We start from the raw sequence: 14,287 nt of genomic DNA, 5'->3' as shown, positions 1-14,287 counted from the left end.
TCGGTCCGGCCGTGTCCACAACTCACCCGTGACGCTCCCCCTCATCGCCCCCATGCTCGCCACCCCGGGCCGGCTGCCGCCCGCCGCCCACGACGCGCGCTGGGCCTACGAGACCAAGCAGGACGGGCAACGGGCCGTGGTGTACCTCGCCGGGGACGGCAGCATCAGGCTGCGCGCCCGCTCGGGAGAGGACATCACCGGCGCCTATCCCGAACTGCGCCCCCTGGGCGACGCGCTCGGCGCCACACCGGCCGTGCTGGACGGCGAGATCCTCGCCCTGGACGAACGGGGCCGGGCCGACTTCCAGTTGCTGCAGGCCCGGATGGGGCTGGTCCAGGCGCCGGGCAAGGCCGCACGGCTGGCGGCGACGGCGCCCGTGCACCTCGTGCTGTTCGACGTCCTGCACCTCGGCGGCCGCTCCCTCCTCCCGCTGCCCTATCTGCAGCGCAGGTCCCGGTTGGAGTCACTGGCGCTGGAGGGGCCGTTCTGGTCGACGCCCGGGGCCCTTGTCGGGCACGGGCGCGAGGCCCTGGAGGCGACCCGCGCCCATGGTCTGGAGGGGCTGGTCTGCAAGCGGCTGGACTCCGCGTACGAGCCGGGCGTGCGCTCCCGGGCCTGGATCAAGATCCGGAACATGCGCGTCGCGGACGTCCTGGTCGGCGGCTGGCTGCCCGGCAGGGGGCGGCTGTCGGGGCTGCCCGGCGCCGTCCTGGTCGGCCAGCGGTCCGCGACCGGGCTGCGGTACGTCGGCGGGGTGGGCACCGGCTGGAGCGAGGCCGAGCGGGTCGAACTCGCGGCGCTGCTGCGGGCCGCCGCGACCGATGTGTGCCCCTTCGACCCCGTACCGCAGGCGGCGGGCGCGCACTGGGTCGTGCCCCGGCTGGTCGGCGAGGTCCGCTACAGCACCCGTACCCGGGCGGGGCTGCTGCGCCAGCCGTCCTGGCTGCGGCTGCGGCCGGACCTGACGCCCGAGGAGTCCGCGGCCGACCTCCCGGACATTTCCTCCTGACCTCACCTCAGCAGCCAACTGTTGGGCTGCGCTTCACCACCGATACGTCTGCGACCCCTTGGCGCGGAAGTGAAAAGCGAGGAAGCTGAACTGCTTTTCAACTCCCTTGCCCCACACAGCCGTTGGGCTGCGCCCGCAACCCCGAGGAGGACGCAGTGTCATCACCGAAGTTCAAGGCCCACCGCAGGAGGTGGCTGACCGGACTCGCCGGCGCCGCCGCGCTCGTCGTCGCCGTCCCGTCGGCCGCCTTCGCGGCCCCGCCGGCGGCGCTGCCGTCCAACGCCGAGGCCGCCGAGCTGGCCTACCAGCCCGCGTTCGACTACGACACCGACGGCTGCTACCCGACCCCCGCGATCGGCCCCGACGGCACGATCAACGGCGGCCTGAAGCCGACCGGTTCGCTCAGCGGCGACTGCCACAACGCGTCCGACCTGGACAACACCAACAGCTACTCGCGCTCCAAGTGCAACAACGGCTGGTGCGCGTACATGTACGGCCTGTACTTCGAGAAGGACCAGGCGGTGGCGGGCAGCAGCATCGGTGGGCACCGCAACGACTGGGAGCACGTCGTGGTCTGGGTGCAGAACGGCCAGATCCAGTACGTCTCGACGTCCAACCACGGCTCGTTCACCATCACCGCGGCCTCCGGGGTCCGCTTCGACGGCGCGCACGCGAAGATCGTCTACCACAAGGACGGCATCAGCACCCACTGCTTCCGGCTGGCCAACAACAACGACGAGCCGCCGGAGAACGCCAAGCACACCTGGCAGTACCCGCCGCTGGTCGGCTGGAACGGCTACCCGTCGGGCCTGCGCGACAAGCTGAGCGCGTACGACTTCGGCAGCGCCAACTTCGGCCTGAAGGACGCGAACTTCGCCAACCACCTCGCGTCGGCCAAGCCGTCAGGTATCGCCTTCGATCCCGCCGCGTGAGTCCCGGCCGCCGTCCGGGCCATCTGTTCCTCGGCCGTGGACGGCGGCGCACGCACACCCCATGATGTTCTGATGGATCTTCGCGACGAACTCCCGTCGGCCGTCCGGGCCAAGGAACTGCTGGCCCTCGCCGAGGAGCACCACGCCCGCCCCGCCCGCCCGCTGGGCGCCCACGAGGTCGCCGGGCACCTCGTGAAGGCGTACGCGCTCGAGGCGCCGGGCCGCACGGTGTCCGAGCCGTTCGCCGAGGAGGCGCTGCGCATCGCCGCCGGGCATCTGGCGCTCGGGGAGCAACGGGGCTCGCTGGGCCTCGCCGTCCTGATCGCGCACGCCGGCGGCGACGGCGACTACGTCCTGCTGCTCACCTGGATCGAGGCGGACATGTCGGATCTGGCCCTGTTCACGGGCCCGGTCGGACAGCCGCAGGAGCTGCGGCCGGGGCGGGCGGGGCTCGCGCCGTGCGTGTGGGAGGCGGCCGTGTTCGCCCATGAACGCGACGCGTTCGCCCGCCGGATCCTCGACGGCACGGGCCCGTTGGCGGAGCGGCTGGCCTCGTGGGCCGCGGACACGGTCGAGGGGAACGTCAGGTGAGCGCCGCCGCACGGGTACGGTCCGCCGAGCGCTCCGACCTGCCGCGCGTCGCCGAACTCGCCGTCCAGCACGCGGAGTACGAGCGCGCCGCCCCGCCGGCGCCCGACCTCGCGGAGCGCCTGGCCGCGCTCCTCTTCGACTCGTCCGCGCCCCGGCTGTGCTGCCTGGTGGCCGAAGCGCCCGACGGTGCGATCGTCGGCTACGCGACCTGCGCGCCCGAGCTGTCCACCTGGGAGGGCCGCGAGTACCTCTACCTGGACTGCCTGTTCCTCGCCCCCGGCCACCGCGGCCTGGGTCTGGGCGCCCTGCTGATGGACGCGGTCGCGGACCGGGCCCGGCGCCTGGGCCTGTCCGAGGTGCAGTGGCAGACGCCCGCCTGGAACGAGGGCGCGATCCGCTTCTACGCGCGGCTCGGCGCCCTCGGCACGGACAAGCGACGCTTCAGCCTGCGCGTCTCGTCCTGAAACCGGCGTGCGGCGCGGCGCGCGGGTCGCGAGGGTCTATCGTGTCCCGCATGTCCGTTCCGCAGCTGATCCGTATCGTCTCCCGCGACTCGCCCATGGCTTTGGCTCAAGTGGAGCGAGTGCGTGCGGAGTTGGCCGCCCTGCAGCCCGGTGTGCGCACCGAGGTCGTCCCGGTGAAGACGACCGGCGACAAGTGGATGGGCGACCTCTCCCAGGTCGAGGGCAAGGGCGCGTTCACCAAGGAGGTCGACGCGGCGCTGCTGGCCGGCGAGGCGGATCTCGCGGTGCACTGTGTCAAGGACGTCCCGGCGGACCGGCCGTTGCCCGCGGGCACGGTGTTCGCCGCGTTCCTGAAGCGGGACGACATCCGGGACGCGCTCGTGCACCCGGGCGGCCTCACCCTGGACGAGCTGCCGGTCGGGACGCGCATCGGCACCTCATCGGTGCGCCGGGTCGCCCAGCTCGCCGCCACCCATCCGCACCTGGAGTGCGTGCCGTTCCGCGGCAACGCCAACCGGCGGCTGGAGAAGCTGGCGGCCGGCGAGGCGGACGCTCTGCTGCTCGCGGTGTCCGGCCTGGAGCGCATCGACCGGCGGGACGTGATCAGCGAGGTCCTCTCCGCGGAGACGATGATGCCGCCGATCGGCGCGGGCATCCTCGCTCTGCAGTGCCGCGAGGGCGACGTCGACCTCATCGACGTGGTCAGCGGGCTCGGCGATCCGGCCACCCATCGGGAGGCCACGGCGGAGCGCATGTTCCTGCACGTGCTGCAGGGGCACTGCAACAGCCCCATCGCCGGGTACGCGCAGGTGGACCGCAGCGGTGAACTGTCCCTGCGGGCTTGTGTGTTCACCCCGGACGGCAAGACCCGGCTGAACGCCCACGAGTGGGCGGGCCGTCTCGACCCGGCGACGCTCGGCACGTCGGTGGCGGTGGCGCTGCTGCGTCAGGGCGCGCGCGAGATCATCGACGGCATCCCGCACTGAGCCCGCCACCCGCACTGAGCCGGCCAGAGGCTCAGGCGGTGCCCTCTTCGGCCTGGTCCCGCAGGAAGTTGCTCACCTGGCGGGCCAGGCTGTCGCGGCCCGCCCCGGACGCGGCGGCGCCGGGGGTCTCGTGCAGTCCGATGCCGCCCGTCCACAGCCGGCGGTCGGCCCAGTCGTCGTCGACCCGCACCTGGACCTGGACGTCGACCTGGCTCAGGGCGGCCTCGGGGCCCGCCGCGTAGAGCACGGCGGTGGCCCGGCGCAGGGGGTAGACGTCGAAGCCCTCGATGAACTGCGAGTTGCGCCAGTCGATGAACGCGCCCTCGCCGTCGGGCCCGAGCCGCACGTCGATCTGACCGTCCTCGAGGTGGATCGTGGGCTGCAGGTTGCCGCGGTTCTCGACAGTCACCCGGAGACAGAAGTAGGTCAGTCCCTCGGCCGCGTCGTCGCGTCCCCGCGGGGGCTCACTCAGCTCCAGGCGGTGGACGCGGACCCGCAGACCGGCATGCTCGTCGTACTCCTGCCAGTCCCCGACCACGTTCGGCTCGTACACAGTCCACCTCTCGACGTCCATCGGCTGCTTCCTATCCGTGCGCCGATCGCACTGTCAAATGAGCAGAATGCGCTGTGGCCAGGGACTTCACCCCTTTTGATCGCTGATCAAGCCGTGCGCAGGCACTATCCGCCGACGGGCCGGGAAAGGGCTTGCCACGGCGTGCCGCACATCACGTCGCCGGGCAAGATCAGCGGGCCGGCCGGCCGAGGAGCGAGGAGGCCGCGGTGATGCCGAGCGCGGCGGCGACGATCAGCACCCCGAAGTCGAGGGCGAGGTGTGCGGGCGAGCCGAGGAGAAGACCGCGCAGAGCGTCCACTTCGTAGCTGAGCGGGTTGACCTTGCTGACGCCCTGGAGCCGGCCCTGCATGATGCCGACCGGGTAGAGGGCGTCGGAGCCGAAGAACAGCGGCATGGTGATCGCCTGGATCACCGACTTCACCCCGGCCGCGAACGCCTTGCCGGTGATCAGCGCGGAGCGCGGAGTCGGCGTGACCAGCAGCTTGTTGAGGACGCCGGCGTCGCGCTCCCAGATGATCTGGATGCCGTAGAAGATGGCGATGAACATCGCGGACTGGGCGATGATGCCGGGCGCCAGGTAGTCGATGTAGAGGATGCCGCCGGTGGGGATCGCCTTGATGCAAGTGAAGGTCTGACCGAAGATCAGCAACCAGAGGGCGGGCTGGACGGCGCGGGTGTACAGCTCGGTGCGGTCGTGGCGCAGCTTCTGCAGTTCGACGGCGCACAGGCGGAGACCGGGGCCGACAGCAGCAGGCGGCCGGTGCGGGGCCGGGGCGGCCGCAGCAGCAGGTCGATGCCCTGCGCGACGTCCTCCAGGCCGGGCAGCGGGCCCGTGGCCGGCGCGCCCTGCGTGCGCCGCCGCTCCCCGAGCCCCTGGCGGAGCTCTACGGGGTCCCGAGGACGCGGATCCGGCCGCGGCGCATCAGACCGACCCGGTCGGACCGTCATGCCGGTGGCCTCGCGTACGGCGGTGATGTGCTCCCAGACACCCGTTCGGGCGATCGGGTCGAGGCCGATCGTCAGCTCGTCGAGATGAGCAGCCGGGGCGCGCTGACCAGGGCCTGGGCGAGTTCGAGACGGCGGACCATGCCGCCGGAGCAGGCGCCGGCGAGCCGGTCGGCGACGTCGTCGAGGCCGACGGCGGTCAGGGCCTGGCCGACGCGTTCGGCGCGCTCGCGCCGGGGCACGTCGAAGACGCGGGCGAAGGGGGAGACGTTCTCGCGGCCGGTCAGGCCGGAGTCGGCGGACAGCTGCTGGGCACGTAGCCGAGCAGCCGGCGTACGGCCATCCGGTCCCCGGCGGCGTCATGGCCGAAGACGCGCACCACGCCGGAGGGGACCGGCAGCAGGGTGGTGAGGCAGCGGATGGCGGTGGTCTTGCCGGCCCCGTTGGGTCCGAGCAGACCGAAGACCTCGCCCTCCCGGACGGTCAGGTCGAGCCCGTCGACGGCCTTGGCGTCGCCGAAGGCGTAGGCAAGCCGGGTGCAGGCGACGGCGTCCGTGGCGTGGTCGGCTGTCATGACTCCTCGGTCTCCTCGTGCAGGGTGCCGGCGAGGGCGCGCAGGGCCGGCAGCGCCGCGTGCAGGGCCTGGCGGTCGGCGGCGTCGAGGCGCGCGACGTGCCGCCGACGAGCGCGGCGCGCCGCTCCTGCCATGCCCGCAGGCGGGCCTCGGCCGCGTCGGTGAGCAGCAGGCGGGCGGCGAACCGGTCGTCGGGGGGGCTCCCGCACCAGGCAGCCGTCCTTGACCAGCCGGTTGACGAGGGTCGAGACGGAGTTGCCCGCGAGGTACAGCTCCTGGGCCGCGTCCGAGACGCCGATGCCGGGCGGGTCCCGACGAGGCGCAGCAGCTCGATTTCGGCGCCCCGCAGCCGGGGCACGGTCAGACCGGCCCGCAGCCGCGGCCTGAGCAGCCGCTGGACGCCGACCATCGCGTCGGCGAGCTCTTCCGGGAGGGTCTGTGTCAGAGGTAACTGTCCCCCCAAGGATCGAAACGCGACAAAGAGGGGCAAATCAGTTTTAGGGTGCCCGGCCGCGGGAATCTGCAGGGAAGTGCTTCGGACCGGAGGCACGTCCGTGGGACCCGCTCGCGCGGCCGGCCCCGGGTGTTCTGCGAACCGTCCGAGTGAGCGCTTCCCACGGTGCCCGTCCATTCGCCTGCACCCTCCTGAGGGAGGCGCGCGTGATGCGTACCAGCGTCCGAACCAAGCAGCACCCCCACGACGACGCCCCGGACACCACCGAATCCTTCGTCCGGCTCGCCGGGCTGCCCGACGGGCCGGAGCGCCAGGCGCTCAAGGACGAGCTGGTCGAGGTCTGGCTGCCCATGGCCGAGCGGATCGCCGTCCGCTTCCGGGGGCGCGGCGAAGCCCTGGAGGACCTGTACCAGGTCGCGGCCCTGGGACTCGTGAAGGCCGTGGACCACTACGATCCGCACCGCGGCCGCGCCTTCGAGGCCTACGCGGTGCCGACGATCACGGGTGAGATCAAGCGCCACTTCCGCGACCACATGTGGACGCTGCATGTGCCGCGCCGGGTCCAGGACCTGCGCAACCGTGTGCGGCACGCCGCGAAGGAGCTGTCCCAGACGACTCCGGGCCGGTCGCCGACGATCGCGGAGATCGCCGCGTACGCGGAGCTGAGCGAGGACGAGGTGCGCACCGGCGCCGAGGCTCTGGAGTGCTTCTCGGCGCTGTCTTTGGAGGCCGAACTGCCCGGAACCGACGGCTATGCGCTCGAGGACGCCCTCGGGGGCCCCGATCCCGGCTACGACACGGTCGTCGACCGGGTGGCCGTGGCGCCCTGTCTGCGGGCGCTGCCGGAGCGCGAGCGGACCATCCTGTACCTGCGGTTCTTCGTGGGCATGACGCAGAGCCGGATCGCGGAGCAGTTGGGCATCTCGCAGATGCACGTCTCGCGGCTGCTCAGCGGCTGCTTCGCACGGCTGCGCGAGGAGATCACCGCCGAGGCGCGATGACGTTCGTCCAGCGGAGTTCATCCCAGCGGAGGCGCGCCGGGGATCTGCAGGGGGCCGTGGCGGTCCAGGAGGTCCTCCAGTTCGGCACAGATCTCCTCGGGCATCTCTCCGCTGCGGCCCCAGACGAGGATCAGGTCGGACACGTTGCGCAGCTTGATGTTCGTGTGCTGGGAGAGTTCGCGCAGCACGATCCAGCCTTCGTCGGGCGACATCCGCCCCAGCGCGACGACCACGCCGATCGCCTGGTCCACGACCGCGTGGGAGGCGATCGCCTCCTTCATCTGCGCGATCTCCGCTTCGAGGCTGAGGATCCGATCTGTTTCGTCGTCGGGTTCGCGCGGTACTCGTGCCATCACTCCATCGTGCCACCGGGTGTCTCGGCGAGCGCCCTGGAGGGTTGCGGCCGGACACTGGTGACAGACGCCGCCCGTCGGCCGAGAGAGCAGGAACACGAGTGCCATGAACGACCACCCGACATCCGCCCGTGCGAAAGGCTCCGTCTCCACCCGCTCCGTGTTCGGCGCGCCCTGCTGGGTGAGCCTGACCAGCCGCGATCTGGACGCCACGCAGGAGTTCTACGGGGCCGTGCTGGGCTGGGAGTGGCGCCGGGGCGCGCTCGGTGACCACTTCCGCACGGCGCTGGTCGGCAAGGTGCCGGTCGCCGGGGTGGCCGCCGTCGCCTCGATGTGGCAGATGGCGGTGGCCTGGACGCCGTACTTCGCGGTGCCCAGCGCGGACGACGCGGCGTCCCGGGCCCGAGAGCGCGGCGGGACCGTGGCCGTGGGGCCGATCTCGCTGCCGCCGGGCCGGGCGGCGCTGCTGGCCGACCGGGACGGCGCGACCTTCGGCATCTGGGAGGGGGAGCTGATCGGCAACTGGGAGGCCTGGCGGCAGGCGGCGCCCGCCTTCATCAGGCTGCACACGCGCGACGCCTTCGACTCCGCCATCTTCTACGGCGAGATCCTCGACTGGGCCACGGACCGCCCCGGCTGCTGCGAGGTCCGCTACGAGGCCGGGGAGGTTGTGTTGCGCAGCCGGGGCGATGTCGTGGCCCGGATCGAGTCGGGGGCGCTGGAGGCGGCGCCCGACCCGACGATCCGTCCGCACTGGCAGGTGCACTTCGCCGTCGCGGACGTGGCGGCCTGCGCGCGGGCCGCGGAGAAGCACGGCGGCAGCGTGCTGGTCGAGTCCGCCGACGAGGCGGTGCTGCGCGATCCGGACGGCGCCCAGTTCACGGTGACCTCGCGCCGCGAGCGCTGAGCCCCCGCCCCCGCCCCCGCTGCACGCTCACTGCGAGCGGTGCGGGGGCCGTGACAGCACGATGAGGCTGCGGGGCTCCAGGGTCAGCCGGGCGCCCGCCTTGTACTCCGTCTCGTCGGGGCCGCCGTCGGGTTCCGCGGTGTCGGCGCACACCGTCCAGCGCTCGCCGTACCCGGGTCCGGGCAGCCGGAAGGCGACGGGTTCCCAGTAGCTGTTGAACAGCAGCAGGAACGAGTCGTCCACGACGGGCCGGCCGCAGGGGTCGGGTTCGGCGATGGCGTCGCCGTTGAGGAAGACGCCGACGCTGTGGGCGTCGGAGCGGTCCCAGTCGCGGGCCGTCATCTCGCGCGCGTCCGGCAGCAGCCAGACCAGGTCGGGCAGCGGCTGCCGGGCGTGGGTGACGGTCTCGCCGCGGAAGAAGCGGTGCCGCCGCAGGACGGGGTGGCCGGCGCGCAGGGCGAGCAGGCGTCGGCAGAAGTCGGTGAGGCCCCGCTGTTCGTCGGTCAACCGCCAGTCGATCCAGGAGACTTCGTTGTCCTGGCAGTAGGCGTTGTTGTTGCCGCCCTGGGTGCGGCCGAGTTCGTCGCCGTGGCAGAGCATCGGGATGCCCTGCGACAGCAGCAGGGTGGCGAGGAGGTTGCGCTGTTGCCGGGCGCGCAGCGCGAGGACCGCGGGGCGCTCGGTGGGGCCCTCGGTCCCGCAGTTCCAGGAGCGGTTGTCGCTCTCGCCGTCGCGGTTGTCCTCGCCGTTGGCCTCGTTGTGCTTGTCGTTGTACGAGACGAGGTCGCGCAGGGTGAACCCGTCGTGCGCGGTGACGAAGTTGACGCTGGCGCGCGGGCGGCGCCTGCTGTGGGCGTACAGGTCGGAGGAGCCGGTCAGCCGGGAGGCGAACTCGCCCAGCGAGCCGGGTTCCGCCCGCCAGAAGTCGCGTACGGCGTCGCGGTAGCGGCCGTTCCACTCCGACCACAAGGGCGGGAAGTTGCCCACCTGGTAGCCGCCCTCGCCGACGTCCCAGGGTTCGGCGATGAGCTTGACGCGGCTGATCACCGGGTCCTGCTGGATCAGGTCGAAGAACGCCGACAGCCGGTCCACCTCGTGGAACTGGCGGGCGAGGGTGGCCGCGAGGTCGAAGCGGAAGCCGTCGACGTGCATCTCCGTCACCCAGTACCGCAGTGAGTCCATGATCAGCTGGAGGACGTACGGATGGCGCATGAGCAGGCTGTTGCCGGTGCCGGTGGTGTCGTAGTAGTGCGACCAGTCGCCGTCCACGAGCCGGTAGTAGGAAGCGTTGTCGATGCCGCGGAAGGAGAGGGTGGGGCCCTTCTCGTTGCCCTCGGCGGTGTGGTTGTAGACGACGTCGAGGATCACTTCGAGGCCGGCCGCGTGCAGCGCCTTCACCATGGTCTTGAACTCGGTTACCTGTTCGCCGCGGGTGCCGTGGGCGGCGTAGGCGTGGTGCGGGGCGAAGAAGCCGATGGTGTTGTAGCCCCAGTAGTTGGACAGGCCGCGGTCCTTCAGCACGCCGTCCTGCACGAACTGGTGGACCGGCATCAGCTCGATCGCCGTGACGCCCAGCGAGGTGAGGTGCCCGGTCACCGCGGGGTGCGCGAGGCCGGCGTAGGTGCCGCGAAGGGCGGGCGGGACGTCGGGGTGGGTGCGGGTCAGACCGCGGACATGGGCCTCGTAGATCACCGTGTCGGCGTAGGAGCGCCGGCGCGGCTTGTCGTCGCCCCAGTCGAAGGCGGGGTCGGTGACCACGCCGAGCAGGGTGTGACCGGCGCTGTCCGCCGGGTCGGGTCGGTCACCCGCCCGTTCGAAGAGGGAGGGATGGTTGTCGACCTGGCCGTCGACGGCCCGTGCGTAGGGGTCGAGGAGGAGTTTCGCCGGGTTGCACCGGTGGCCGGAGGCGGGGTCCCACGGGCCGTGCACCCGGAAGCCGTAACGCTGTCCGGGGCCGATGCCGGGCAGGTAGGCGTGCCAGACGAAGCCGTCGACCTCGGTCAGCGGGACCCCGCGGGCGCTGCCGTCGTCGTCGACGAGGACGAGGTCGACGCGCTCGGCGACCTCGCTGAACAAGGCGAAGTTGGTGCCCCGCCCGTCGAAGTCGGCGCCCAACGGGTAGGGGCGCCCGCTCCACGCGGGCACCCCTGCACTCCGGTCCGTCCGGTCCGTCCGGTCCATTCGGTTCCTTCGGTCCGTCCGGTTCGGCCGTGAGGTCACCGGGCGGCCTCCAGGACGCCCTGCGCTTCGTCCGCCGGGGCGGCCAGGGCCGCCACGGGCAGTTCGCGGGGCACCTGGAGCACCTCGCGCAGGCTGGGCTCCGGCGCCGTCGGCACGAGGGGGACGCGCTCTCCGGCACGGGCCCGCTGGGAGAACCAGATGACCTTGCTGCCGGTGTCGGTGGCGCAGCAGCCCCACCCGTCGCTCATGGCGGCGATGCGCTCCAGGCAGGCCCGCAGGTCCTGGTCGGGGCGCAGATGACGGTCGTCGCCGCCGATGGCGGTGATCAGATGCTGGCCGTTCCACCACATCTCGATCGAGGTGTGCTTGTCCGTCGCGTGTTCGTCGATGGCCTGCAGCAGCATCTCGACGCCGCGGCAGACCGGCTCGACGAGCGTCTCCAGGTCCCAGTACTTGAGGTGAGCGGCCAGGATGCGCCTGACCTGTCCGACCCGTTCCGGACTGACGTCCATGTCGAGGTGGTAGTAGCAGGGGACTGCGGTCTTCATCGTCGTTCGCTCCTCACCCGCGAGGCTCTCGCTCCTGGTTCGGCCCGACGGGCCGAGTTCCCCGACACGAAGCGTGAGCGGTAATCGCTTCTGAGTCACAACCACAGTGCGGCTGCTACGCCATTCGTGCAACACGAGCACACCACGACCAAGATCCAACAGGACGTTGGGTGATGCGCCGTGCACCATAAGTGAAGGCCTCGGGAGGTTGGACGCTTTCGCGCCTCTGCGGAAAGGGCCGGCCCGCTCGCTTCGAGCGGCGTACCTCTTGGACTCCCGGAAGGTGAACCGCGCGATGCTGCAACCAGCGAAGACCGAAGTCGCCAGAGCTCTGGGCAGTTACCGGTCCTGGGAGCGGGCCATGCTCGCGCGCCCGGGCGACCACGCGGTGCGGGCCGCCTTCGAGGACTGCGGCTACACCCTGTGCGTGCTGATGGGCAAGCGCTGCGCACGGGAGGCCGCGGACGCCGCCGAACAGTATCTACGGGCCGCTACGGACGTTTATCACCGCGAGCGCAGGGGGCCGAGCCGGCGCAGCGGCGTCGCGCGGCTCTCCGCGACGCGCTCCCTCCCGTGTCTTCCGGCGGAGACGTAGCGCTGCGACGCGGGTGCGGTTCGGTCGCCCAACACCGGGCGAACAAAGCCAGTTTCAGCAAGCGGAGGTGCAGAGGTGAAGTCCACCAGGGCGATCGGCCGTATCCCGGTACGGGACGTCGAACCGCGCGTGGAGTGCGGCAGGCGGCCGGCGAAAGCCGTGACCGGGGAGACGGTGCGGATCTCCGCGACGGTGTTCCGCGAGGGCCACGACGCCATCGGCGCCAACGTGGTCCTCAAAGGCCCGGACGGCGGCCGTGGACCCTGGACGCCGATGCGCGAACTCGCTCCCGGCAGCGACCGCTGGGGCGCCGATGTGACCCTGGAGGCCATGGGCCGCTGGACGTTCACCGTGGAGGCCTGGAGCGATCCGATCGCCACCTGGCGCCGCCACGCGGACATCAAGATCCCGGCGGGCATCGACACGGGTCTGGTCCTGGAGGAGGGCGGCCGGCTCTACGCGCGGGCCGCCGCCCGTGCCCCGCGCGGGCCGCAGCGCACCCTGCTGCGGGACGCGGCGAAGACGCTGCTCGACGACACCCTGCCGGTGGCCGAGCGCTACGCGGCGGCCACGGCGCCCGAGGCGGCCGCCGTCCTTGCCCGTCATCCGCTGCGCGAAATGGTCACCGCCGCCGAGTCGCTGCCCCTGCTGGTGGAGCGGGAGCGGGCGCTGTACGGCGCGTGGTACGAGTTCTTCCCGCGCTCCGAGGGCGTCCCGGAGCGCCCGCACGGCACCTTCCGCACCGCCGCGCGCAGGCTTCCCGCGATCGCCGCGATGGGCTTCGACGTCGTCTACCTGCCGCCGATCCACCCCATCGGCACGACCTTCCGCAAGGGCCGCAACAACACGTTGAACGCCGAGCCGGACGATGTGGGCGTGCCCTGGGCGATCGGCTCGCCCGAGGGCGGCCACGACGCCGTCCATCCGGACCTGGGGACCATCGAGGACTTCGCCTGGTTCGTACGGCAGGCGAAGGACCAGGGGATGGAGGTCGCCCTCGACTTCGCCCTGCAGTGCTCCCCCGACCACCCCTGGGTGCAGAAGCACTCCGAGTGGTTCCACCACCGCCCGGACGGGACGATCGCATACGCCGAGAACCCTCCGAAGAAGTACCAGGACATCTACCCCCTCGCCTTCGACGCCGACATGAAGGGTCTGATCTCCGAGACCCAGCGCGTGCTGCGCCACTGGATGTCGTACGGAGTGCGGATCTTCCGCGTCGACAACCCGCACACCAAGCCGGTCGTGTTCTGGGAGCGGGTCATCGCGGAGATCAACCGCACCGACCCCGACGTGATCTTCCTGGCCGAGGCCTTCACCCGGCCCGCGATGATGCACACGCTCGCCCAGATCGGCTTCCAGCAGTCGTACACCTACTTCACCTGGCGCAACACGAAGCAGGAACTGACGGAGTACCTCACCGAACTCTCGGGGGAGGCCGCCTCCTACATGCGGCCCAACCTGTTCGCCAACACGCCCGACATCCTGCACGCCTACCTCCAGCACGGCGGCCGGCCCGCCTTCGAGGCGCGCGCCGTCCTCGCCGCCACCCTCTCCCCGACCTGGGGCATCTACAGCGGCTACGAGCTCTGCGAGAACACACCGCTGAAGGAGGGCGGCGAGGAGTACCTCGACTCGGAGAAGTACCAGCTCAAAGCCCGTGACTGGGCGGCGGCCGAACGTGAGGGCCGCAGTCTCGCCCCGCTGATCACGAAGCTCAACGAGATCCGGCGGGCGAACCCGGCCCTGCACTGGCTGCGGAACCTCCGTTTCCACGGCACGGACAACGCGTCGGTCATCGCGTACAGCAAGCGCGCGGGTTCGAACACGGTTCTGGTGGTCGTCAACCTCGACCCCCACCACACCCAGGAGGCGACGGTGTCGTTGGACATGCCGCAACTCGGCCTGGACCACGGCGCATCCCTGTCCGTGCACGACGAACTGACTGGTGAGACCTACGCCTGGGGCAGCACGAACTACGTGCGCCTGGAGCCCGGCCGGACGCCTGCCCACGTGTTCCACGTCCGGTGACCCGCACCGCCGATCGGAGGCTCCAGACCGCCATGACCGTCAACTCACCCGTTCCGGACACCTTCGAGGACACGCCCGCCAAGGACCGCGACCCCGAGTGGTTCAAGCGTGCCGTGTTCTACGAGGTCCTCGTCCGCTCCTT

13 protein-coding genes and 3 pseudogenes are annotated in these 14,287 nt (G+C 71.6%); 9 read left to right on the top strand and 7 right to left on the bottom strand.

The window, feature by feature from the left end; translation table 11 throughout:
- Positions 1 to 52 precede the first annotated feature (52 nt).
- The 5 genes from ACIBAF_RS16055 (at position 53) to hemC (ending at position 3,982) form a co-directional block, all read left to right on the top strand.
- Positions 53 to 1,009 carry an ATP-dependent DNA ligase gene (locus ACIBAF_RS16055; RefSeq protein ID WP_399464027.1) on the top strand — a complete coding sequence of 319 codons (957 nt, stop codon included), beginning with the start codon at positions 53 to 55 and terminating at the stop codon, positions 1,007 to 1,009.
- 155 nt (positions 1,010 to 1,164) lie between these two features.
- Complete coding sequence (locus ACIBAF_RS16050; protein ID WP_399463827.1) at positions 1,165 to 1,941, top strand: NPP1 family protein; 777 nt, start codon at positions 1,165 to 1,167, stop codon at positions 1,939 to 1,941.
- A 72-nt stretch (positions 1,942 to 2,013) separates the two neighbouring features.
- On the top strand, positions 2,014 to 2,532 hold the full coding sequence (locus ACIBAF_RS16045) for a hypothetical protein (RefSeq protein WP_399463826.1): 519 nt from the start codon (positions 2,014 to 2,016) through the stop codon (positions 2,530 to 2,532).
- Positions 2,529 to 2,996, top strand: a complete 468-nt coding sequence (locus ACIBAF_RS16040; RefSeq protein ID WP_399463825.1) for a GNAT family N-acetyltransferase — start codon at positions 2,529 to 2,531, stop codon at positions 2,994 to 2,996. Before ACIBAF_RS16045 ends, ACIBAF_RS16040 begins: the two co-directional genes overlap by 4 nt.
- 50 nt (positions 2,997 to 3,046) lie before the next feature.
- Positions 3,047 to 3,982 (top strand): hydroxymethylbilane synthase, encoded by a 936-nt coding sequence (hemC, locus tag ACIBAF_RS16035; RefSeq protein WP_399463824.1) that lies wholly within the window; start codon positions 3,047 to 3,049, stop codon positions 3,980 to 3,982.
- A gap of 31 nt (positions 3,983 to 4,013) precedes the next feature.
- Here hemC and ACIBAF_RS16030 read toward each other — a convergent pair whose 3' ends face one another.
- From ACIBAF_RS16030 to ACIBAF_RS16015, 4 genes and pseudogenes are all read right to left on the bottom strand, one after another.
- On the bottom strand, positions 4,014 to 4,535 hold the full coding sequence (locus ACIBAF_RS16030; RefSeq protein WP_399464026.1) for a hypothetical protein: 522 nt from the start codon (positions 4,533 to 4,535) through the stop codon (positions 4,014 to 4,016).
- A 190-nt stretch (positions 4,536 to 4,725) separates the two neighbouring features.
- A pseudogene (locus ACIBAF_RS16025) lies at positions 4,726 to 5,372 on the bottom strand (ABC transporter permease).
- A pseudogene (locus tag ACIBAF_RS16020) lies at positions 5,349 to 6,075 on the bottom strand (ATP-binding cassette domain-containing protein); the annotation flags it as partial. The pseudogenes ACIBAF_RS16025 and ACIBAF_RS16020, both read right to left, overlap by 24 nt.
- A pseudogene (locus ACIBAF_RS16015) lies at positions 6,072 to 6,484 on the bottom strand (MarR family winged helix-turn-helix transcriptional regulator). The pseudogenes ACIBAF_RS16020 and ACIBAF_RS16015, both read right to left, overlap by 4 nt.
- A 254-nt stretch (positions 6,485 to 6,738) precedes the next feature.
- Here ACIBAF_RS16015 and ACIBAF_RS16010 point away from each other — a divergent pair.
- On the top strand, positions 6,739 to 7,530 hold the full coding sequence (locus ACIBAF_RS16010; RefSeq protein WP_399463823.1) for a SigB/SigF/SigG family RNA polymerase sigma factor: 792 nt from the start codon (positions 6,739 to 6,741) through the stop codon (positions 7,528 to 7,530).
- Positions 7,531 to 7,547: 17 nt separating this feature from the next.
- Here the strand turns inward: ACIBAF_RS16010 and ACIBAF_RS16005 are convergent, their stop codons facing one another.
- Positions 7,548 to 7,883 (bottom strand): ANTAR domain-containing protein, encoded by a 336-nt coding sequence (locus ACIBAF_RS16005; RefSeq protein WP_399463822.1) that lies wholly within the window; start codon positions 7,881 to 7,883, stop codon positions 7,548 to 7,550.
- Between the two features lie 106 nt (positions 7,884 to 7,989).
- Here ACIBAF_RS16005 and ACIBAF_RS16000 point away from each other — a divergent pair, with 106 nt between their 5' ends.
- A complete protein-coding gene (locus ACIBAF_RS16000) occupies positions 7,990 to 8,790 on the top strand; it encodes a VOC family protein (RefSeq protein ID WP_399463821.1) in 801 nt (266 codons plus the stop codon).
- A 27-nt stretch (positions 8,791 to 8,817) separates the two neighbouring features.
- On the opposite strand, the gene glgX is transcribed toward ACIBAF_RS16000, so the two are convergent.
- On the bottom strand, positions 8,818 to 10,971 hold the full coding sequence (glgX, locus tag ACIBAF_RS15995) for a glycogen debranching protein GlgX (RefSeq protein WP_399463820.1): 2,154 nt from the start codon (positions 10,969 to 10,971) through the stop codon (positions 8,818 to 8,820).
- A 35-nt stretch (positions 10,972 to 11,006) separates the two neighbouring features.
- Positions 11,007 to 11,519 carry a pep a2 gene (locus tag ACIBAF_RS15990; protein ID WP_399463819.1) on the bottom strand — a complete coding sequence of 171 codons (513 nt, stop codon included), beginning with the start codon at positions 11,517 to 11,519 and terminating at the stop codon, positions 11,007 to 11,009.
- 295 nt (positions 11,520 to 11,814) lie between these two features.
- Here ACIBAF_RS15990 and ACIBAF_RS15985 point away from each other — a divergent pair, with 295 nt between their 5' ends.
- The gene (locus ACIBAF_RS15985) at positions 11,815 to 12,114 is read left to right on the top strand and encodes a DUF5133 domain-containing protein (RefSeq protein ID WP_399463818.1); all 300 of its coding nucleotides are present in this window, start codon (positions 11,815 to 11,817) and stop codon (positions 12,112 to 12,114) included.
- Positions 12,115 to 12,189: 75 nt separating this feature from the next.
- The gene (locus ACIBAF_RS15980) at positions 12,190 to 14,145 is read left to right on the top strand and encodes an alpha-1,4-glucan--maltose-1-phosphate maltosyltransferase (protein WP_399463817.1); all 1,956 of its coding nucleotides are present in this window, start codon (positions 12,190 to 12,192) and stop codon (positions 14,143 to 14,145) included.
- Positions 14,146 to 14,287 lie beyond the last annotated feature (142 nt).

The organism is Streptomyces sp. NPDC051677 (assembly GCF_044453465.1).
Taxonomy (GTDB): Bacteria; Actinomycetota; Actinomycetes; order Streptomycetales; family Streptomycetaceae; genus Streptomyces.
This window is presented reverse-complemented; position numbering and strand designations above follow the sequence as displayed.